The sequence below is a fragment of the Prochlorococcus sp. ALOHA_ZT_50 genome (genome assembly GCF_022447305.1).
Taxonomy (GTDB): Bacteria; Cyanobacteriota; Cyanobacteriia; order PCC-6307; family Cyanobiaceae; genus Prochlorococcus_A.
In genome coordinates, this window is sequence record NZ_JAKVCI010000015.1 from 18,192 (window position 1) to 38,746 (window position 20,555).

At 30.4% G+C, this 20,555-nt stretch carries 26 protein-coding genes and 1 pseudogene; 19 read left to right on the forward strand and 8 right to left on the reverse strand.

The genetic code is table 11. The features are described 5' to 3' along the window. Nucleotides 1–2: 2 nt before the first annotated feature. Nucleotides 3–731, forward strand: coding sequence for a hypothetical protein (locus MK115_RS05330; protein ID WP_287609979.1), 729 nt, complete (start codon nucleotides 3–5; stop codon nucleotides 729–731). Between the two features lie 9 nt (nucleotides 732–740). On the opposite strand, the gene moaB is transcribed toward MK115_RS05330, so the two are convergent. After that, nucleotides 741–1,235 (reverse strand): molybdenum cofactor biosynthesis protein B, encoded by a 495-nt coding sequence (gene moaB / locus MK115_RS05335; protein ID WP_079294891.1) that lies wholly within the window; start codon nucleotides 1,233–1,235, stop codon nucleotides 741–743. Nucleotides 1,236–1,270: 35 nt separating this feature from the next. Between moaB and MK115_RS05340 the strand changes: the two genes are divergently transcribed. Together MK115_RS05340 and MK115_RS05345 are read left to right on the forward strand one after the other, a co-directional pair. Continuing rightward, nucleotides 1,271–1,522 (forward strand): MoaD/ThiS family protein, encoded by a 252-nt coding sequence (locus tag MK115_RS05340; RefSeq protein WP_162514974.1) that lies wholly within the window; start codon nucleotides 1,271–1,273, stop codon nucleotides 1,520–1,522. Beyond that, entirely contained in the window at nucleotides 1,515–1,967 is a 453-nt protein-coding gene (locus MK115_RS05345) for a molybdenum cofactor biosynthesis protein MoaE (RefSeq protein WP_158078988.1), read from the forward strand. The genes MK115_RS05340 and MK115_RS05345 overlap by 8 nt, the downstream gene beginning before the upstream one ends. Here MK115_RS05345 and MK115_RS05350 read toward each other — a convergent pair. Next, on the reverse strand, nucleotides 1,962–3,224 hold the full coding sequence (locus MK115_RS05350) for a molybdopterin molybdotransferase MoeA (protein ID WP_287609984.1): 1,263 nt from the start codon (nucleotides 3,222–3,224) through the stop codon (nucleotides 1,962–1,964). The two genes, MK115_RS05345 and MK115_RS05350, sit on opposite strands and share 6 nt — an antisense overlap. Before the next feature lie 12 nt (nucleotides 3,225–3,236). Further along, complete coding sequence (moaC, locus tag MK115_RS05355) at nucleotides 3,237–3,716, reverse strand: cyclic pyranopterin monophosphate synthase MoaC (RefSeq protein ID WP_197049552.1); 480 nt, start codon at nucleotides 3,714–3,716, stop codon at nucleotides 3,237–3,239. A gap of 107 nt (nucleotides 3,717–3,823) precedes the next feature. Between moaC and MK115_RS05360 the strand changes: the two genes are divergently transcribed. Then, a complete protein-coding gene (locus MK115_RS05360; RefSeq protein ID WP_025926746.1) occupies nucleotides 3,824–4,285 on the forward strand; it encodes a nitrate reductase associated protein in 462 nt (153 codons plus the stop codon). A 9-nt stretch (nucleotides 4,286–4,294) separates the two neighbouring features. On the opposite strand, the gene MK115_RS05365 is transcribed toward MK115_RS05360, so the two are convergent. Next, on the reverse strand, nucleotides 4,295–6,406 hold the full coding sequence (locus tag MK115_RS05365) for a molybdopterin oxidoreductase family protein (protein ID WP_287609988.1): 2,112 nt from the start codon (nucleotides 6,404–6,406) through the stop codon (nucleotides 4,295–4,297). Between the two features lie 35 nt (nucleotides 6,407–6,441). Then, the gene (locus MK115_RS05370) at nucleotides 6,442–7,995 is read right to left on the reverse strand and encodes a NarK family nitrate/nitrite MFS transporter (protein ID WP_079294905.1); all 1,554 of its coding nucleotides are present in this window, start codon (nucleotides 7,993–7,995) and stop codon (nucleotides 6,442–6,444) included. 218 nt (nucleotides 7,996–8,213) lie between these two features. Between MK115_RS05370 and MK115_RS05375 the strand changes: the two genes are divergently transcribed. The 8 genes from MK115_RS05375 to MK115_RS05410 all read left to right on the forward strand — a co-directional run bounded on the left by MK115_RS05375 (nucleotide 8,214) and on the right by MK115_RS05410 (nucleotide 12,463). Then, nucleotides 8,214–8,819: a molybdenum cofactor guanylyltransferase gene (locus MK115_RS05375; RefSeq protein WP_287609991.1), complete on the forward strand. Its 606-nt coding sequence runs from the start codon at nucleotides 8,214–8,216 to the stop codon at nucleotides 8,817–8,819. Next, on the forward strand, nucleotides 8,809–9,870 hold the full coding sequence (locus tag MK115_RS05380; protein WP_209134811.1) for a GTP 3',8-cyclase MoaA: 1,062 nt from the start codon (nucleotides 8,809–8,811) through the stop codon (nucleotides 9,868–9,870). Before MK115_RS05375 ends, MK115_RS05380 begins: the two co-directional genes overlap by 11 nt. Before the next feature lie 75 nt (nucleotides 9,871–9,945). Continuing rightward, nucleotides 9,946–10,086, forward strand: a complete 141-nt coding sequence (locus tag MK115_RS05385; RefSeq protein WP_158078499.1) for a hypothetical protein — start codon at nucleotides 9,946–9,948, stop codon at nucleotides 10,084–10,086. A 185-nt stretch (nucleotides 10,087–10,271) separates the two neighbouring features. Then, complete coding sequence (locus tag MK115_RS05390; RefSeq protein WP_079298329.1) at nucleotides 10,272–10,577, forward strand: hypothetical protein; 306 nt, start codon at nucleotides 10,272–10,274, stop codon at nucleotides 10,575–10,577. Nucleotides 10,578–10,878: 301 nt separating this feature from the next. Further along, nucleotides 10,879–11,016, forward strand: coding sequence for a hypothetical protein (locus MK115_RS05395; RefSeq protein WP_187149042.1), 138 nt, complete (start codon nucleotides 10,879–10,881; stop codon nucleotides 11,014–11,016). A 113-nt stretch (nucleotides 11,017–11,129) separates the two neighbouring features. Beyond that, entirely contained in the window at nucleotides 11,130–11,420 is a 291-nt protein-coding gene (locus tag MK115_RS05400) for a hypothetical protein (protein WP_025893452.1), read from the forward strand. 12 nt (nucleotides 11,421–11,432) lie between these two features. Next, entirely contained in the window at nucleotides 11,433–11,729 is a 297-nt protein-coding gene (locus MK115_RS05405; protein WP_025906674.1) for a hypothetical protein, read from the forward strand. After that, nucleotides 11,726–12,463, forward strand: a complete 738-nt coding sequence (locus MK115_RS05410) for a type 1 glutamine amidotransferase (protein WP_287610001.1) — start codon at nucleotides 11,726–11,728, stop codon at nucleotides 12,461–12,463. Before MK115_RS05405 ends, MK115_RS05410 begins: the two co-directional genes overlap by 4 nt. Before the next feature lie 64 nt (nucleotides 12,464–12,527). Here the strand turns inward: MK115_RS05410 and MK115_RS05415 are convergent, their stop codons facing one another. Beyond that, nucleotides 12,528–12,656: a high light inducible protein gene (locus MK115_RS05415; protein WP_011863249.1), complete on the reverse strand. Its 129-nt coding sequence runs from the start codon at nucleotides 12,654–12,656 to the stop codon at nucleotides 12,528–12,530. A gap of 304 nt (nucleotides 12,657–12,960) precedes the next feature. On the opposite strand from MK115_RS05415, the gene MK115_RS05420 reads away from it, so the two are divergent. The 4 genes and pseudogenes from MK115_RS05420 to MK115_RS05435 all read left to right on the forward strand — a co-directional run bounded on the left by MK115_RS05420 (nucleotide 12,961) and on the right by MK115_RS05435 (nucleotide 13,772). Then, complete coding sequence (locus MK115_RS05420) at nucleotides 12,961–13,167, forward strand: CAB/ELIP/HLIP family chlorophyll-binding protein (protein ID WP_011376777.1); 207 nt, start codon at nucleotides 12,961–12,963, stop codon at nucleotides 13,165–13,167. Then, nucleotides 13,167–13,427 carry a chlorophyll a/b-binding protein gene (locus tag MK115_RS05425; RefSeq protein ID WP_002805301.1) on the forward strand — a complete coding sequence of 87 codons (261 nt, stop codon included), beginning with the start codon at nucleotides 13,167–13,169 and terminating at the stop codon, nucleotides 13,425–13,427. Before MK115_RS05420 ends, MK115_RS05425 begins: the two co-directional genes overlap by 1 nt. A gap of 56 nt (nucleotides 13,428–13,483) precedes the next feature. Further along, nucleotides 13,484–13,591: pseudogene (locus tag MK115_RS05430) on the forward strand (chlorophyll a/b-binding protein); the annotation flags it as partial. Nucleotide 13,592: 1 nt separating this feature from the next. After that, on the forward strand, nucleotides 13,593–13,772 hold the full coding sequence (locus tag MK115_RS05435; RefSeq protein WP_011818732.1) for a PM-15 family protein: 180 nt from the start codon (nucleotides 13,593–13,595) through the stop codon (nucleotides 13,770–13,772). Nucleotides 13,773–14,559: 787 nt separating this feature from the next. On the opposite strand, the gene MK115_RS05440 is transcribed toward MK115_RS05435, so the two are convergent. Then, nucleotides 14,560–14,844: a hypothetical protein gene (locus tag MK115_RS05440; RefSeq protein ID WP_025891036.1), complete on the reverse strand. Its 285-nt coding sequence runs from the start codon at nucleotides 14,842–14,844 to the stop codon at nucleotides 14,560–14,562. 161 nt (nucleotides 14,845–15,005) lie between these two features. On the opposite strand from MK115_RS05440, the gene MK115_RS05445 reads away from it, so the two are divergent. Next, nucleotides 15,006–15,149 (forward strand): hypothetical protein, encoded by a 144-nt coding sequence (locus tag MK115_RS05445; protein WP_011863263.1) that lies wholly within the window; start codon nucleotides 15,006–15,008, stop codon nucleotides 15,147–15,149. A gap of 166 nt (nucleotides 15,150–15,315) precedes the next feature. Here MK115_RS05445 and ychF read toward each other — a convergent pair whose 3' ends face one another. Continuing rightward, a complete protein-coding gene (gene ychF, locus MK115_RS05450) occupies nucleotides 15,316–16,407 on the reverse strand; it encodes a redox-regulated ATPase YchF (protein WP_287610015.1) in 1,092 nt (363 codons plus the stop codon). A gap of 144 nt (nucleotides 16,408–16,551) precedes the next feature. Between ychF and MK115_RS05455 the strand changes: the two genes are divergently transcribed. Then, complete coding sequence (locus tag MK115_RS05455; RefSeq protein WP_025888733.1) at nucleotides 16,552–17,613, forward strand: efflux RND transporter periplasmic adaptor subunit; 1,062 nt, start codon at nucleotides 16,552–16,554, stop codon at nucleotides 17,611–17,613. Further along, complete coding sequence (polA, locus tag MK115_RS05460; RefSeq protein ID WP_287610018.1) at nucleotides 17,610–20,540, forward strand: DNA polymerase I; 2,931 nt, start codon at nucleotides 17,610–17,612, stop codon at nucleotides 20,538–20,540. The genes MK115_RS05455 and polA overlap by 4 nt, the downstream gene beginning before the upstream one ends. Nucleotides 20,541–20,555: the final 15 nt, after the last annotated feature.

The following is a 20,555-nucleotide window of genomic DNA, read 5'->3' on the forward strand; positions in this document are numbered from 1 at the left end:
TAATGAGCAAAAGTGAATCTGAAATATTAGAAGTTTTAAATGGATTAGGTTCAAAAAAATTAGATCTTGATATTCTTTTTTCCTACTATTCATTGAAATTATCTTTTGAGATTCGTAAAGTTATTGCGGAAAAGATAGGTATGCAAGAAAGGAAAGGCTATTTTTTACTTGAAAAGATGATAAAAAAATTTGGCCTTAAAGTTGAATTTATTGAGGCCCTTAAATTAACAAATGAAAAAGATGCAAAAGATCTTTTACTAAAAAATCTCTATCAAAATAATAAGTTAAATATTCATATAATTAATGCTTTAGAGCCCTGGGGAGGAGAAATCGAACTTACATTAATTAGAGAAATATTCGATATTTGCGAAATAGATTTTTGGATTGCAGGTCTTAATATTCTTCATTTCAAAGCTCATCAATTAACTGATGAAATATTATTATCTTTTATTGATCAAATAAAAATTTACGATGATTTCAAAATCAACTACAAGATAATCTCTATTTTAAAAAGAAGAGAAAGCGAAATAGTTTGTAAATTACTCTATAAATATTCTTTAAATAAAGAATTAGAAATCGCTAAATATGCAATTTTTTCTTTAGGGAGCATTTGGAATGATAATAGTTTTGAACAATTATCAAAATTAGAAAATGAGATAAAAGATCCTTCTCTACTTAAATGCATAAAAAATCAAAAATTGATCTCAAATCAATTTCTAATAAATAAATAAACTAGAGAATTATTTTTTTAACTTATCAATGAGATTTATTAAATTACAAGGTTTTGTATTTTGATTAAGTTGATAAGAAATTATATCTTGCCAACCTGTCATAACAGCATCCTTAGATCCTGGCAAAACGAATAAAAACTTACCATTTGCAGACCCCGCAATACACCTACTTTGTAAAGTACTAGTTCCTATCTTTTTAAATGATAAAAATCTAAAAGTCTCCCCAAAACCATCAATCTCTTTATCTAATAAAGGTCTAATAGCTTCAGGAGTAACGTCCCTAGCTGTAATTCCTGTACCACCTGTAGTAATAATCACATCAATATTTGGATCTGAGATCCAATCGCTTGTATATTTTCTAATTAAATAAATATCATCTTTGCAAATTATCTTATCAACGACATTGTGTCCTGATCTCTCAGCCTCGTGAAGGAGATAATTTCCACTCTCATCATTTTTTGTGTTACGAGTATCAGAAACAGTAAGCAAAGCTATAGAAACCACTTAAAATTAAACCATTAGTTACTAGATCACTATAGATGGAAACTGAAAAATCTAACAAAATTAAGGTGGTTTTATTATCTAGTATCGCTGAAGATCTAGGATGGAATGAAAAATTTCTTACAATTGAAGGGTCTCAAATGAAGGTTTTTTCTGTATGGAATTTAATTAATTCTAATTTACCGCAAGATAATATTATCGTTTCTATTAATCAAGAAATTACAGATATGGATGCGATGATTAATCCGGATGATGAGGTGGCATTTATGCCAATGTTTACCGGTGGATAATTTAAGAATAAAATTTAAAATCCTAGAAGAGACTTTTAATCCTTATAAAGAATTCGAACTTTGGGAAAAGGTAAATAAAAATTCAGCAAACTCATTTTTTATTGGGAGAGTAAGGCCCTTTGATCAATTTGGAAATGATTTAAAGAAACTAGAAATTGTTCATTATAAAGGAATGACCGAAAATTATATTAAAAGATATTTAATGAAAATTTCTGAAAAACAGGATGATTTATGTATTTTTCTCTTGCACAGGATAGGTTTCATTTACCCTAACGAGCCTATTATTTTAATAGCAGTAAGTGCTAATCATAGAGGCATTGCAAATAAATATCTCCAAGAAATACTTGAATTTACAAAATACAAAGTTCCTTTTTGGAAAAAAGAATGGACTTTCAAAGGATCCTCATGGGTAAAAAAGAATACTGACTTAGGGTTTAAATTATAAAAAATTATTTTTTAAAAGTTGTGCCCATAATAAATTTCCTTTTTGACAAAAATCAATTTCAGAAGGTATTTCTATTAATAAATCTGAATTAGATATTGAACTAATCTTTGATGAGGATTGTTCTTCAGAAATATCTGCAATTAATTCACCTTCTTCATTAACGATAAGTTTTCCTCTAAGCAATTCAGGTCTCCCTTTTCTTCTTTTCAAATCAGAATTCAGCTTAACCTTAATCCTAAGAGGGAATTCAATATTAGTAATTCCTTCAAGTTTCTGAAGTGCGGGCCAAACAAGTTGGATAAAAGTAATAGCTGCTGAAACGGGATTCCCAGGTAATCCAAAATAAGGAATTTTTTTGTTTATCAATCCAAAAGCAAAGGGTTTTCCTGGCTTTAAAAATAGTTTCCAAAATTTAATCTCTCCTATCTCGTTAATAATATCTTTTAAAAAATCTTTTTTACCCACTGATATCCCACCAACTGAAATAACCACATCATTAAATTCAGAAATATTTCTAAGAGAATTTTTAATATTTTGATAATTATCTTTTTCTATATGAATTTCATTAATTTCAAATCCAAGATTTTTTGCAATTGATTTTATCAAAATACTATTACTTTCCCATATTTCTCCTTTCTTTCTTGCAGTTCCTGATTTGATAAGTTCATCTCCAGTAATTAGTAAACCTAATTTAGAAATTTTACTAACTTTTATAGTTTTTATCCCACAACTTGCTAATTTACTTAAAATCCCAGGTGTAATCTTTACCCCCTTCTTGATTAATATTTCACCTTTAAATACTTGATCATTTTTTTCTCTAATCCAAGAGTTATTAGATGATGTTTCTTTTTTAACAATATACTCATTTCCGTTTAAAAATTCTAAAGAAACTTGTTCTTGAGGTATCACAGAAAAACAATTATCTGGCACAAATGAACCTGTGCTAATAGTTACAGCTTCACCTTTTTTAAGAAGATCATTAAATGGCTTTCCGGGAAAAGACTCTCCGACAATTTTCCATTTATTCCCTTTAGTTGATTCTCCTAACGCATATCCATCCATAACTGATGATCTATAACCTGGCATATCTTCCTCAGATAAGATTTCCTCCATAGAAACTTTTCCAAGTGCTTCGTCTAAATTGATCTCTTCCTTATGTAAAATTTCATTATTCACTATTAAAGTATCCATCTCTTCCAAGATTTTTTTAATAGCATCGTTTAAATAAAGACCCTGATTATTGATATCAATTCCCATTATTGTGAGTACTTAACTTCTTTTTAATATTCCATTTTTACCACCTTTTTTTTCTAAAAGGCGAATATTATCAATAGTCATAAAAGGATCTAAAGCTTTGAGCATGTCATATAGAGTGAGAAGACCAATTGAAACTGATGTAAGAGCCTCCATCTCAACACCTGTTTTAGAATGAGATTTGCAAAAAGCAATAATTTTAATTGCTTTCATTGATTCACAAATTTCAAAATCAATTGTGATTTTATTCAATGATAAATTATGACAGAGAGGAATAAGTTCTGAGGTTTTTTTTGCACCATTTATTGCAGAAAATCTAGCCGCTGCAAAAATATCACCTTTTTTAATTTTTTCATTTTTTATTTTTTCTAATATTTCTTTGTTTAAATTAATATATCCTTCTGCTAAAGCCTCTCTTTTAGTTTCTACTTTATCTGAAATATCAACTATGTTCATTTCTCCCCTTTCATTAATATGAGTTAAAGATTTATCCATTTCCATTTAGCAATTTATTCAATAATACAAAAAATAAAATTTTTAATAAAGCTAATATCAATTTTTTATACTTAGCATTAATTTATTAATAAAATATCAATTTAATTTTGGTTAACAGTCAATCAAATCATTATTTTAATTTCGAGGATGATTTTATTAAAGACTTAAGATGCATTCCTTTATGTGTAAGAAGGAAACTTGATTTAATTGGAATAAAATTAAAACTTACTCATTGGCAAGATTTTAATTTAATTGAAAAAAATAAGATAGTAGATTGGCCAGATTCAAAAAACGATCTCATTGATTTAAAAACTTTTTTAAAAGAAATTACATCTAATTCAAAATATGGAGAAGCAAAAGAAATAGAAATTTCAATTAATCAACCTTGGCAAAATAAAAATAAAGTTCCTGACCAAGTTTTAAAATCGGCACTAGCAAGGGGAATTAATATTTCAGTTGAAAAATGGAGAAATTTAAACGAATTAGATAGATTTGCTTTTTGCAAATTAGTTAGACCAAGTCATGAACACAACAATTTGGATAGAGCATTTGATGAGATTCTGAAATAAGATTATTGCCTAGTTTGGAACAATTATTACTGAGCATGCTTTTAATTCCGGTTGTTTTGATATCGGGCATGACTTTTCATGCATCAAAGAGTTTACTTCACACATATTTTTTTGACTAAAACCCCAATGCATTGGTAAAAAAACTGTACCTGCTTTAATTTTGTCAGTAATCTGAACTTTTGCTTGAACTTCCCCTCTTTTGGATTTAATTTTTACTATTTCATCATTTTTGATTTTTAAAGATAAAGCATCTTTAGAATTAATTTCCAATAACGGTTCTGGATTCTTTTTTGTAAGTTTTTGAACTTTAGAAGTTCTTGTCATTGTATGCCATTGACTTAGATATCTTCCAATTGTCAAAATTAGTGGGTACTCATCTGAAGGGGGTTCAGCCAACCCAATAGGATCATCAATACAAAAATTTGCTTTGCCAGTCTCAGTTGGGAAATAACCATCTTCATATAATCTTTTTGAAGATGTACTAGGTACGCTGCCTTTAGGATAAGGCCATTGTTGAGGACCATGATTTTTTAATAATTGATATGATAATCCGCTCATATCGCATAATCTTTTTGTAGTAGTTTTTAAAAATTCATCATAAACTTCCGATGAAGATTCATATTCAAATTGTTTGAAATAGCCTATCTTCTGTCCTAATTCAGCAAATATTTGCCAATCTGGTTTTGAATTTTTATTCGATTCTCTGAAAGATGGGCAAAGGGTTACTCTTCTTTCTGAATTTGTCATAACACCATCTTTTTCGCTCCATTGAGCTGCGGGCAATACTAGATGAGCATATTTAATTGATTCACTTTGTTCATAAGATTCGTTGAGGATAATTAAAGGACATTTTAAAAGTGCTTTTTTTACAAAGTTTAAATTAGGCATGCTAACCAAAGGGTTCGTAGCTGCAATCCACCAAATTTTCACAGATCCTTTTTTTATAGCTTCTATTTGTTCAAATGCAGATAGACCCTGTTTTGCAGATATCTTTCCCTCAGGGAACCCCCATATTTTTTCAATTTCATTCCTATCTATTTTATTTTTTACAAACCTATATCCTGGAAGAAGGTGCGATAGTCCTCCAGCTTCTCTCCCACCCATAGCGTTTGGTTGGCCAGTTAAGGAAAAAGGACCAGAACCTTCTTTGCCTATTTGGCCGGTCATTAGATGAAGATTTATTAGCCCATTTACTGCTGCTGTACCCTCTTGCCTTTGATTCAAACCCATCGACCAGAGACTTAGAACATTTTTGCTTTCTCCCCATAATTTTGCAATATCAATAATTGTTTTCTCGGATATATTGCAAATTTCACTTATTTTTTTTAAATCCCATTTTTGTATATGTTTTACAAAATCAAAATAGCTTTCGGTCGACTTATCAATGAAATTTTGATCAGTTAATTGATTCTTATAAAGATAATTCGCAATCCCAATAAATAAAAATAGATCTGTTCCAGAAGAAATTTGTAAGTAAAAATCTGCTATGGATGAAGTTTCAGTTTCTCTTGGATCAATTACTATTACTTTTAAATTATCATTTACATTTCTTTTACGTTTTTTAATTCGATCAAAAAGAACGGGATGACATTCTGCAGTATTTGTCCCTATTAATAAAATTAAAGAGCAATGATCAATATCTTCATAACAACAAGGTGGGCCATCAGAGCCAAAACTTCTGTTATATCCAGCTACTGCTGAGCTCATACATAGTCTTGAATTAGCATCAAAATTATTTGTGCCTATTGCTCCCTTGAGAAGCTTTTGGGCTACGTAATAATCTTCAGTATGAAATTGACCTGAGCCATACATAGCTATTGAATCAGGTCCATAATTTTTTATAGAACTCAAAATATTCTCTTTCAGAATTTCGTATGATTCGTCCCAGGAAATTTCTTTAAATTCTTCATTTAAATTTTCCCTATAAAGTGGTTCTTTTAATCTCCCGTCTTTTAAAGTCTCACATACTGTTGCTCCTTTTACGCACAATTTACCTTGAGTTGAAGGACTATCCCTATCTCCACTTACTAACCATTTATCATCAGAAACCGAACTTTTAGGCTTCATTTTTAAACCACAGCCAACACCGCAATATGGGCATTGACTTTTAGTAAAATTCATAAAATTTCTTTTATAAATATCTAAATAGTTATTGGTTAAACATAATTTTCAGCTTTTTCGCCTTCATAAGCATCCGCGAATGATCCTTGAGGTTCCTTTAAAAAGAAATAACAGAAGAATCCAACTATTAATCCTGCTATACCTAAAACTTGGAAGAAGGCACTATTTGAAGCAGCAATTATTTCTGGAGAAGGATCTTTACCTCCACCCATCCATAAAGGTAAAAGGCTATAAATATTTAGATAAGTTACCGCACCAACATTTCCATAAGCCCCAACCAATCCAGCTATTTGTCCTGTTACTCTTTTTTTAACTAAGGGTACTAAAGCAAAAGTTGAACCTTCTCCAGATTGTACAAAAAATGAACAAAGCATCGTTAAAAATACAGCCATAAGAATTCCTGCTGATCCTGTAAAAGTTCCAGGTTTTATTAAAGACATCAATAGATATCCAAACCCTAATCCCATAGTTAGGAATCCCATTGTATTTTTTCTATTGCCTGTTCTGTCAGATATCAATCCTCCGGCAGGTCTAGCTATTAAATTCACAAATGCATAACATGATGCAAGAATTCCGGCTACAGCTTTAGGTAAATCAAATGTAAATTCAAAGAAACTAGGAAGCATTGAAACTACTGCCAATTCTGATCCAAAATTTACAATGTAAGTTAATTCCAAGATCGCTACTTGTTTGAATTCATATCTATCTTCTTTAGGGTAAATTTTAGTTCCATTTAATAATTCAATATTCGTTCTTATAATTCCCCAAGTTTGGAAAATAAACCAAGCTAAAACTGCGATTAAGGCTATTGGATAAGTAGATGAAGTAAGGAAACCTACTTTTTGAAGTCTCCAACATAGGACTGAAAGAATTGCTGCGAATGGGACATTCATTCCAATTAAACCCCAGAAATCTCTTATACTCGTTACTTCTAAACCAGCTGTTTTTGCAGGCCTTTGATAAGGTTTTCCTGGAGGTGTATCAGTCACACTAAAGAAATAAATAATTCCATAAACGAAAGAAATAATTCCTGTAAGAGCAATAGCTCCCCTCCAATTAAGTACAGCTCCAGTAGGTAACTCAAACCCTCCTGAAAAAGACAAGAATCCAGCTACGGCAACAAGAGAAAGAGCAGAAAAAGCAGATCCAAAATTTCCCCATCCTCCATATATTCCCTCAGCCAAACCAATTTCTTTCGGAGGGAACCACTCAGAGACCATTCTTATTCCGATAACAAAACCTGCTCCTACTATTGATAAAAGCAATCTCGCAATAACAAGTTGATTGAAGTCTTGAGCACTAGCAAATAATAAACATGGCACGACAGAAAATATCAAAATTGTTGAGTAAGTTTTTCTTGGGCCAAATTTATCTAATAACATTCCAATCAAAACTCTTGCAGGGATAGTCAAAGCGACATTACATATTGCTACTGTTCTAATTTGAGCAACAGATAAACCTAAATCGGCTTTAACAGTAGTTGCAAGAGGTGCGAGGTTAAACCAAACAACAAAAGTAAGGAAAAAGGCAAACCAGGTGAGGTGAAGAGTTCTATATCTGCCATTTAAAGACCAAACGTCACTTAACATGAAAATTTTTCGAGATTAATTTTTAAGCAATTTATATTTCGATCAATGCATTCATTTGTATTATTTAATACGAAATCTAGTTTTTAAGAAATGCAACTTTTTTAAAAGGCTAGAATTAATAGTCAGCACTAATAAAATCAAAATTGGGGAAAATTAGTAATCTGATTATTGGTATTATCCGATACATAAAGTACTCGTGGAAAAATATTGCCTAAGTTATGGAAATAAAACTTAAAAAATTTAAAGCATTCATTTTGGCTGGTGGCAAGAGTTCAAGGATGGGATCTGATAAAGCACTAATTAAACATCATGAAGGAGGAAATTGGCTGACTCACAAAATAAAAATATTAAATAACCTTAATTTAGAGACTTTTGTAATAACAAATTATACTTCTCATTTAAAGGAAGTTGATAAAAGCAATAATGTTGAGTTTATTTCAGATGCCCAACCCTTTGATGGACCATTAACTTGTATAGAACAAATTTTTTCATCTTTTAAAAAAACTACTAAAAATATCCTAATTGTCCCAGTCGATATGCCTAATTTGAATACAAAATTAATTTATTCACTTTTTAAATCATGGGAAGAAAATCAAAATTTTGCGTTAATATCCCATGATGGAATTTTTGCACAACCATTATTCGGAATTTATCCCATCAATGAAGAAAATCATTTTAAATTAAAAAAAAAGTTATCCTCTGGGAAGAAAAATTTTCTCGGATGGGTTGATCAAATTCCCCATAAATATTTCTATGCAAAAAATGGAGATTTAATTAATATAAATTCCAAGAGAGAATTCTTAAATATGAATAATGGGATTTAAGCAATTGGAGGATAATAGAAAAAGAAAGTTAAAAGTTTTAAGGTTATCTCTTAAACAAAATTGCAATTTTTCGTGTATTTACTGTAAGCCTGAGAACTATAGTTTGGATGTTTTAAATATTGAACAATTTAAAAAGTTAATTTTAGTCAGTTGTCGATTAGGGGTAAATTCTTTAAGAATCACTGGAGGAGAACCTTTATTGAGTTCTCAATTAGATGAACTTCTTTATGAAATTAAATCGCAAAGATTAGAAGAATCAAATCCAGTAGCTAATTTACAGGATATTTCTCTAACCACAAATGGATATTTGCTCTCTAAGAAAAAAGCTAATGAGCTTTTTAAAAATGGTTTAGACCGCATAACAGTAAGTTTAGATGCGATTGATCCTGATATTTTTTCAAACATGATTGGAGAGGAAAATAAAATTATTGGCAAAGAAAAATTATTTACTGTCCTTGAAGGAATAGATCATGCAATTAATGCTGGATTTAATCCAAAGGCGGGGAAATTAAAAATAAATGCAGTTATAAAAAAAGAGATTAATGATAATCAAATTTTTGAATTAGTTGATTTTGCAAAAAAAAGGTCTATAGAAATTCGTTTCATTGAGTATATGGACGTAGGGATATCTAATAATTGGCAGCCATCAGATGTTTTTTTCTCTGAAAGAATTATTAGGCTATTAAAGAAGAAACATCGATTAAAAGACTACGGAAGAAAGGAGGGACAAACTGCTAATAGATGGTACATGAGTGATTCAAATAGTTTTGTAAGTACAATCTCTTCAATAAGTAATCCTTTTTGTTCAGACTGTAATAGATTGAGGATAACTAGCGATGGTTATGCTTATACATGTCTTTTTTCTAATGAAGGTATAAATCTAAACCCATGGTTGTCTCTACCAATTAATCTCCATGAATTGGAAAATAAAATCAAGAGCATTTGGGAAGCTAGAGAAGATAACTATAGTGAAGATCGATTTAAAGTATTAGAGAAAACAACTGACAAAAATCAAAAAATTCATCCATCAATGTCATATCTTGGGGGATAAAAAATTATTTAGTATAAATAACAACATCATATATTCTTAATTCGAGGGAAATTAACTTCAAATTTATATTCTTGGATGCGTTTAGCGATCTTACTTGGTTTTATTTTTGGGGTAACTCACGGAACTGTTGTTTCCGAAAGTTATTCTGCAAACAATTATGAAAATAATCAATTATTTTTTACTCAAAAAAATTCAAATATATTTTCTTCACTTTAAAATTTAATTTCTTATTTTTTAATAAGTTTTTGTATTGCCATTAACATCTTGTAAATTAAATTATACTTATAGTTAAAATGTAGCGTAGACTACATAAACGTTCATCTCGTTTTACGAGCCGCATTAAGATTGAAGCCAAGGAACGGGGACTTCAGTCAAAAATGAAATTTAGTCACATAACTATTATGTCTAATAACGTATCTACCTCAGTAAGTAGTAACAATATTACTGCTGTATTTGCAGGTTTTCTTGGAGCATTTATTGTTGGTTCTCTTGGAGTCCAACTTGTAAGAACCCAAAAGCCTTCTTTTCAATCTCAACCATTAAAAGTTCAACCAGTTATCGCTCATCAATCAACTTTATGGGCAGCTTTAGGAGAACAAGATACTCCTATTGTTAAAAATAAAGTTTCTAATGCAAAAACTACAGGAGTTGTCCCTGTTATAGGTTCTGAAGCAACTCTTTGGGCTCCTCTAGGTTTAGGTAATTAGTAAATTAGGTCTTTTAATAAACCGAAGGGGGTTTTTAACCCCCTTTTTTTATTAATTGCATTAAAAAGATGATTGAAAATTTTCAATCCAATTCATGGATAACTATAAATTAAATCAGGGTTTGAAAACAATGTAATCGTAGATACCAACAGCTTTTTTATTAATTGATTATAAATTAAAAACACGAGTTAACCCGTTCCAATTTGTTGACTCTGAGGTTTTAACCGTTGACTCCTTATCTACTTCTAGTTGTGACTCGCTAGTTTCAAGATTCAAAAACGGTATTTATATATCTTAAATTATGGAAAAAAAAATCGCAAAGAAATACGCCGATCTTATAGTCCAGGCTAATAATTCAACTGGCAGAAAAGAAGCTTTGTCATTGATTAAACAAGCAACAAAATTAAAAACCAAACTTGATCAATACGAAATGATGTAGTCTCTTAAAATCTACAGGATATTCAAGATGAGGTAGAAACTAGTTCCTTTTTTTTTATCCTGCTATAAAAAATACTAAGAGATTATTTAACTTCTCTGCTTTAATAAAATATCGTGGAATTAACTGAGCTAATTAAGGATTACGTTGCTACAGAATTATTATCAAGTATTGAAATTGATTTTCTTGAAGGAGAATTATGGGAAACCACTCAACATATTGCAGAAATAAATACAGTTATCAAAGCTCCAAAAAATATATGCAAGAAATTGGGACTAGATGAAAAATCTTGCTGGCAATTATGTTGTGCAGCCGTTCTTGACTCCTCAAGACCATTAAAAAATGGACAAAATAGAGTAGATGATTTTAAAAAATTAATTAATCGATATGAAATTAGCTACATATAAACTAAAGACTCAATGATACGTTTACTTATTGCATCAATTCTTTTTTTTACTCCACTAGGAGGTTTTGCTGATGAAAAGCAAAGAGAAATTGAGAATGAAGCTATAAATCTTGTTATTAAAAAATATGGAAAAGGCTTAGAAAATAGATTAAAAGGAACGGGAGTAACTCCCAGTTATCGAAGTTGGTATGAAAATGATTGTTTTGTAAGTATTGCAGCAGGTACATACCAAGAAGATACTTGGTCGGCAATGAAGTGGTTTAGCGTTAATGTCTGTTCTGAATCAGCTGAAATAATGGAAAGTGAATGAAGGAAATAAGACGCCTATTAGTTTTGCAGCATTTAGAAATAGAGGGGCCAGGTCTTTTTGAACAATTTGCTAAAGAAAGAGATTTAAAAATAGAAATTATTCGTTTAGATAATAAAAATGCTCTGCCGCAAACAAAAAAAGGTGACTTAATTTTAATTATGGGTGGACCAATGGGAGTTAAAGATATTGGAAGCGACAGATATCCATGGCTTAAGTTAGAAAGAGATTTTATAAAAAAAGAATTAGAAAATGAGAGACCTATAATCGGTGTTTGCTTAGGTGCTCAGTTGCTTGCGAGTGCTGCTGGAGGAGATGTAGAAATTCTTAAATATGGATCACCTCCAAAAGCATTACCAGAAATTGGATGGTCTCAAATTTTTATTAATAAATCAAATAAAGACTTTAAAGCACTGTTTGAAGACCCTTTTCATGTACTGCATTGGCATGGAGATAGGATTTTATTACCTAATAAAGCAGTACTCATTGCTAGTAGTGCACGTTGTAAGGAACAGTTTTTTAGGATTGGTAATTTTGCTTACGGATTACAATTCCATATAGAGACGACGGGGGGAATGATAAATAACTGGATTAAAGAAGATAAAGAGTTTGTCCTTAAAGGATTAGGCTTAAATGGTCAGGAAATTTTAAAAGAAGAGAATAAAAAATATATTGATAAAACTTTTTCAAAAAGAAAGCTTCTAATAAGTAAATTATTTGAATTATTAGATAATTAAAAAGGGCATAATCCAGTAAAAAAGGGCTTGATAAAGCCCTGAAAAAATTTAAAAAGGATTTTTATTAGAAAATACCTGGAAGAATTTGACCAGTAAAATAGTAGGCTCCTACAAGAGCAAACATTCCAAGCATTGCTGCTTTACCATTAAGCTTTTCAGCTTTTTCGGTCATGATTTTTTTTGCGAATTCCATAATAAAGTGAAATAGATTATATCTAAAAACTAATTATTCAAATTTCAGAATGATGTAGTTTTTTCTACCAAATTGATATCTTTCTAAAGATTTAAAAATAAATACTTAAACATCAAATTGAACTCTTTATAGTTTTCGAGCCAATCTTTAAAGCTTAGCAAGCCTAAAAAACAACTATTTAAATGCATATGTCACGGTTCTGTGACAGTTATGTAGTAAATATCTTGAAAATAACTTAATTTCGGCTTAATACTTTACATTTGTTAATAGTAGTGTTACATTAATTAACAATTACACAACTTCAATGGCTAATTCAAACGTTACTACTGAATCAGGTGGCAGACAGAATATGTTTCCTACTGAGACACGTCCTTACATAGATGAGTCTGTTTCTTACGACAGCTACCCACAAAATGCAGAAAAAGTTAACGGTCGTTGGGCAATGATTGGCCTTGTTGCGTTAGTAGGTGCTTACGTTTCAACCGGACAAATTATTCCTGGCATTTTTTAATGAGTCCACTTTCAGGTTTCTTAGCCGTAATTGTATTCTTTACAGCCATCCTCGTTGCTTATTTAACCAAGCAATTTCAAAACGAAAATTTAAACTATTCATCTTCTAATCAAATGAAAAACACAAACACAAAAGTCAAAACAATCGAAAAAGAAAAAGTTGTTGCTGAAACTCTTAACGGCAGATTCGCAATGCTTGGATTAATTGCTGCTGTTGGAGCATACCTAACAACAGGTCAAATAATTCCTGGTTTCGTTTAAAAACCTACTATTTAACATTTCTACAAATCAGAAAAATGGAAAATTCAAAAACAACTTATTGGCAAAACGCCGAGAGAACTAATGGAAGAATGGCAATGATGGGCTTATTTGCATTAGTTGTAAATTATGGCTTATTCGGATGGATAATCCCAGGAATTTTTTAAAATGAATTTAGGCTTACTTTTTCTTAAAGTAAATACTTTGGGAGTTATAACTCTTTCTGAACTTGATTGGATAACTAACCATCAATCTGAATTTTCAAGGTTAGATATGGCTTTAGTTATTAAGATCGGCCGTCTTATGGATTCTGGAGTAGTAGAAATTGATAATAGATTGCCTGTTTAATTTTTAAAAAATGATCGTCATGAGTGTTTGTCAATAGGGATACTGACAAACACTTTTTTATGAGAAAAAATATTTGTAAAAAAAAGAGATTGTTTCTTAGCTAAAAACAATCTCTCAATTACCTAATTCTTACATGAAAATTTCAAGTAAGCTTTCAGATCTTAACTGATTTGTTTTTATAGTAAATCCGTAAAAATGCTTTTGTAATTTATCTTTTTAAACCACCTCTTTTTATCCAAAGGAACCATGTAACCCAAATAGGAGGAAGGAATCTGATTAAAAAAGAAATTTTATACATATAAAATGGGGCATTTTCACTTTGAAATAAATTCATCAAAAAGGAAGATATAGTTACCCAAAGTAAAATTATTAATATATTTGCTCCCAACAAAGCGAACTTATTTTGTTTGAATATTTTTGGCATAAGGTAAATTTTTTATATTCTTAATTTTAAATAATCTCGGGAAATAAATTATACATTTTCAAAAAAACTTCAAATTTAAAATCCATATCCAAATAAAAAAAGTACTAAATTTCAATCCCTCTCCAAATAACAATCCAAAAGCGATAGGAGGAGAAAATATTAAAAAAAGAATAGAGAATAAACTAAATAACGCAAATGATCCTCTTAGAAAAAAATTCTTTCTTTTTGTTCTTCTTAGATTTTTTAAAGTATTCCACTCCCATTCGATAAACTTATAGAACTTTTCTGATAATAAAAAAAAATACTTCATTAATATTATTAATTTCTATCGGCTTTTCTTATTTATAAAATTAATTTCACCTGTTAGCAATAAACCTTATCCCCTTCTTCAGAAAGATAGTAAATTTTATTTTCTGAACTTACGAAGAAAGTTAATCCCTTATATTGTGATCTTTTAAATTTATCTAATCTAAGTTTGTGTAAATCCCAATTATCAGTACTTATGTCAGGATTAAATTCTTGTTCTTTTAAGAAAGGTACATAAGTTGGACTAATTGTTGTTTTTTGGGCTAACCCTCTATTTCGTTTTGAATAAAAAAGTAATAAAAATAAAAGTACAAAAAAAAGAATTAATAATATATTTGTCATTGTCAATTTTTCTAATTTGAAAAAACTTTATTTGGAGAATCAAGAACTTTTCACAATAAATTTCTTAGTAAGTAAAAAATCCTATTTTTATATTCTTGTATTTTTGAATACTTATCAAGGGGTTACCTAAATCAGATTATAAAATGAGTCGCATTTTCAACATGACTCAAAATTCCATGAATACTCCTTATGCAAAAAGAGTAGCTGAAAAATTTAGAGAGGCTCAAAACTATTTAAAAACTAATGGTTTTAGTAGATCAACTAAACATTTACTGGAAGATATTGAAAATTCTGTTGAAAAATAATGCCAATACCCCCTCACTTACCACAACTACAATATGGCTACGATGATGGCTTTACAACCATTGTTTTTGGGTTAATAGGAAGTTGCTTAGGATGTATCTTAATTTTATTAATTTCATTTTTTGAATTTAAATTCAAAAAGCAAAATAGTAAGCCTTAAGAGACTTACTAAACATTAAATAAGAACTCCATTACATCACCTTCGTTAACAATATATTCCTTACCTTCACTTCTTAAAAGACCTTTAGTTTTTGCATTGGCAATTGAACCTGAATCAATTAAATTTTGATACGAAATAGTCTGAGCTCTTATAAATCCTTTTTCAAAATCAGTATGAATTACTCCTGCTGCCTGTGGCGCAGTCATCCCATCTTTTATGGTCCATGCTTTTGTCTCCTTTTCTCCGGTAGTGAAATAAGTTTTTAATCCCAATAATTTATATGTTGATCTAATTAAAGAACTTAATCCCCCTTCTTCTACTCCTAAACCAATAAGGTAGTCTTTTTTATCTTCTGGTTCTAACTCTATTAATTCAGATTCGACTTGCGCTGATATTTTTATACATTCTGTATTTTCATTGCTTGCAAAACTCTGAACTTTTGATGAGAAATCATTACCTTCAGCTAAATCATTTTCATTCAAATTTGTTGCGTAAATAATTGGTTTAGCAGTAAGGAAGCCTAGTTGCTTAATTATTAAATTTTCTTCTTCACTCAAAGATATTGATCTAACTGAAAGGCCTTTCTCTAGCTCTTCTTCAATTTTTTCTAGTAAGGTATCTTCTTTTGCTGCCTCTTTACTAGTTCTAACCTGTTTTTTAATTCTTTCTCTTCTTTTTTGGAGTTGAGATAAATCAGCTAAATTCAATTCCAGATTAATTATCTCAATGTCATCCAAGGGATCTACCTTTCCAGAAACATGAATTACATCACTATCTTCAAAGCACCTTACAACATGAACTATTGCATCAACCTCCCTAATATTTGATAAAAATTTATTTCCCAAACCTTCGCCTTTACTAGCTCCTTTTACTAGTCCTGCGATATCTACAAATTCAATTTTTGTTGGGATAATATTTTGGCTAGAACTTAAATTACCTAACTCTTGCAACCTTTGATCTGGGACTGAAACTATGCCTTTATTAGGTTCTATAGTACAAAAGGGAAAATTAGCCGCTTGGGCCTTAGCATTTTCTACAAGTGCATTAAATAGAGTTGATTTTCCAACATTTGGTAATCCAATAATACCTGCTTTTAACATTTGAAAAAACTTATGGAAAAATTATCAAGAAAACATCTTCTAGTAATATAGTATTTACTTAACCAATCTTGGATAAGTTAATTATAATCGTCTTGATTATTTATTTAGTTCCTAAATATTCTCTACTTCTGCTTTTAAAAAGAAATGTTTGATTTAATAAAAAAAAATATAAATCTAAGAAGTGGAATTATATTGCTTTCTCTAGCTATATTTTTCGTTTTTATAACCAATTCCTTCAAGAAAAATAAGTCAAAAGATATTTCTGATTTTGTAGTTCAAGTTGAAAAAGGAATCCTCTCAGATTCAATTAATACTAGTGGTGAAGTAAAAGCAATAAGGACAAGCAATATTGGGCCTCGGAAGCAAGGCGTAATAAAAGAAATCAAAGTAGATGAGGGCGATCTTGTAAAAAAAGATCAGGTTTTAGCTTCTCTTGATGATGAAGACTTTATCTATAAAATTGAAGAACTTGAATTAAATGTAGAAAAACAAAAATCTGAATTTTTAAGAAGGGAATATTTATATCAAGAAGGTGCGGTAAGTAAAGAAGACTATGAAAGTTATAAAAATAACTACAACATTAGTAGCGCCAAACTTAATGATGCAAAAGCTGAAAAAAGTTTCTATCTAATTAAAGCTCCTTATGGAGGAAAGATAACTGCAAAATATGCTGAGATAGGATCTTATGTCACACCAAGTACAAACTTAAGTTCAGACCCTAAAACCAAAAACTTTATTTTTGAACTATCAGAGGGCCTAGAAATTGTTGCTAAAGTTCCTGAGAGTGACATTGGCAGAATAAAAATAGGTCAAGAAGCCTCAGTAAGAATTGAGGCTTATCCCTCAAAAAAATATAGTGCCATAGTTAAAAAAATAGCTACAAGAGCTGTAAAAGATAATAATGTAACCTCATTCGAAGTAACTTTAAATTTTAAAGATATTTCTGAAGAAATTAAAATTGGAATGACTGCAGATCTTGAATTTAGAGTCGAAGGTAATGAAGAAAAAATCTTAGTACCAACAGTTTCTATTGTCACTGAAAAAGGTGAAAAAGGAATTTTGAAAGTTGATAAAAACAATTCTCCCAAATTTGAAAAAATCGAAATTGGTATTAGTAGTGGAAATAAAACTTCAGTAATTGATGGATTAGAACCTGGAGAGCAAATCTTTATTGATATTCCACCTTGGGCTAAGAAGAGAAAATGAGTTTAAAATCTGAAAACTCTAAAAAACCAATTTTACTTTTAGTCGATGGCCACTCACTTGCTTTTAGAAGCTTCTATGCATTTAGCAAAGGGATTGATGGAGGTTTAACTACCAAAGAGGGATTTCCAACAAGTGTCACTTATGGATTTCTAAAAAGTCTTCTGGATAATTGCAAAAATATTAGTCCTGAGGGTGTTTGTATTACGTTTGATACCGAAAAACCAACTTTCAGACATGAATTAGATCCAAATTATAAGGCCAATAGAGATGTGGCACCAGATGTTTTTTTTCAGGATATTGAACAACTAGAAATCATTTTAGAAGAAAGCCTTAATTTACCAATTTTTAAATCTCCAGGATACGAAGCAGATGATCTCCTAGGCACAATTGCAAATGATGCTTCTTCTAAAGGATGGTGCGTGAATATTCTTTCTGGAGATAGGGACTTATTTCAATTAGTAGATGATCAAAAAGATATTTATGTACTTTATATGGGTGGTGGTCCATATGCGAAAAGTGGAAATCCAACTCTTATGAATGAAAATGGAGTAAAAGAAAAATTAGGTGTTGCGCCAGAAAGAGTAGTTGATCTTAAAGCCCTAACTGGTGATAGTTCTGATAATATTCCAGGTATTAAAGGGGTAGGTCCAAAAACTGCAATTAATCTACTAAAAGAGAACGACACGCTTGATGGAATCTATCAGGCTTTGGACAAGATTCAGCAGAACAACGATAAGAAATATAAAGGATTCATCAAAGGTTCAGTTATAGAAAAGCTCAGAAACGATAAACATAATGCTTTTCTTTCCAGGGATTTAGCAAAAATAAATACTGAGGTGCCTTTAATTTTAAGTAACGGTTATGAATTAAAAAATATAAATCAAGAACTACTTTCAGAGTCACTGAAAAAATTAGAACTATCAACACTACTTAGACAAATTGATATTTTCAATTCAACTTTCAGCAAAGGTGGTTTTGACAAAAATAATGTAGCTAAAGAGGAGGAGAAGGCACCAAAAGTCGCAGGCAATAATGAATTAGAAAATAGTGAAAATAAAATCCCTAAAATCAACGTAACTGTTGTAAATGATTTCGAATTACTTGATAAATTAATTCAAAGATTAGACAAGACCAATCAAATAGTTTCTTTAGATACAGAGACCAATAGTTTGAATCCAATCGATGCAGAACTTGTTGGGATAGGGTTATGTCTTGGAGAAGAAAATGATGATTTATTTTATATACCTCTTGGTCATCAAACAAAAAAAGAGACCCCCAATCAATTATCAATTGAAGATGTTTTCTCAAAGCTAAGAAATTGGATAGAAGATCCAAAAAAAGAAAAGGCACTCCAAAATTCTAAATTTGATAGGCAAATATTTTTTAATCATGGACTTGATCTTAAAGGCGTAACCTTTGACACCTTGTTAGCAGACTACCTTCTTAATAATCAGGAGAAACATGGGTTAAGTGAAATTAGTTTTAGATTATTTGGATTTAAGCCTCCTTCATTTAAGGAGACAGTTGGAAAAAATAAAGACTTTTCATTTGTTGATATTGATGAAGCAAGTATTTACTGCGGTTATGATGTTTTTCTAACTTTTAAGATTGTCAAAATTTTTAAAGAAAGTTTTTCAAAGGAAAAAGATGAATTAATCAAATTGTTCGAAGAAATCGAGCTGCCTTTAGAGCCGGTATTGTCCCAAATGGAAATGAATGGCATAACCATCGACATCCCTTATTTGGATAAACTCTCAAAAGAATTAAAAAGTACCTTAGAAGATATTGAAAGTAAAGTTTATGAATTAGCAGAGGAGACTTTTAATCTATCTTCACCAAAACAACTTGGTGAGATCTTGTTTGAAAAATTAAATTTGGATAAGAAAAAATCACGGAAAACAAAAACAGGATGGAGTACAGATGCAGTAGTTCTTGAAAGATTAGTCGACGAACATGAAATAATCCAACATTTAATAAAACATAGAACTCTTAGCAAATTACTTAGCACCTATATTGATGCTCTTCCAAATCTTATTAACGAAAAGACAGGAAGAGTTCATACAAACTTTAATCAAGCTGCTACAGCGACTGGGAGACTAAGTAGTAGCAATCCTAATCTTCAAAATATCCCGGTTAGGACTGAATTTAGTAGGAGAATCAGAAAAGCATTCTTGCCTGAAAAAAATTGGAAACTTTTATCAGCTGATTATTCTCAGATCGAATTAAGAATACTCGCTCACTTAGCGGATGAAGAAATACTAATAAATGCATTTCATAAAAATGATGACATTCATTCTTTGACTGCAAGATTAATTTTTGAGAAAGAAGAAATTTCTTCTGATGAGAGGAGAGTTGGGAAAACAATAAATTTCGGAGTTATCTATGGTATGGGAATTAAAAAGTTTGCACGTTCTACAGGAGTAAGTACTCCAGAAGCAAAAGAATTCCTAATAAAATACAAAGAAAGATATTCAAAAATTTTCAAATTTCTTGAACTTCAAGAAAGGCTTGCCTTATCAAAAGGTTATGTAAAAACAATTTTTGGTCGAAAAAGAGAATTTAAGTTTGATAAAAATGGACTTGGAAGATTAATAGGGAAAGATCCTTACGAAATTGACCTGCAATCTGCAAGAAGGGCTGGCATGGAAGCACAGTCATTAAGAGCCGCAGCTAATGCACCAATTCAGGGTTCAAGTGCAGACATTATTAAAATTGCAATGGTTCAACTAAATAAGAAATTCATAGAAATGAATGTTCCCGCAAAAATGCTTTTACAAGTACATGATGAATTATTGTTTGAAGTTGAACCAGATTCTTTGGAAATTACGACGAAATTAGTAAAGAAGACTATGGAAGATTGTGTAAAATTAAATGTGCCTCTTTTAGTTGATATTGGAATTGGAGACAATTGGATGGAGACAAAATAAACCTTATGAAATACT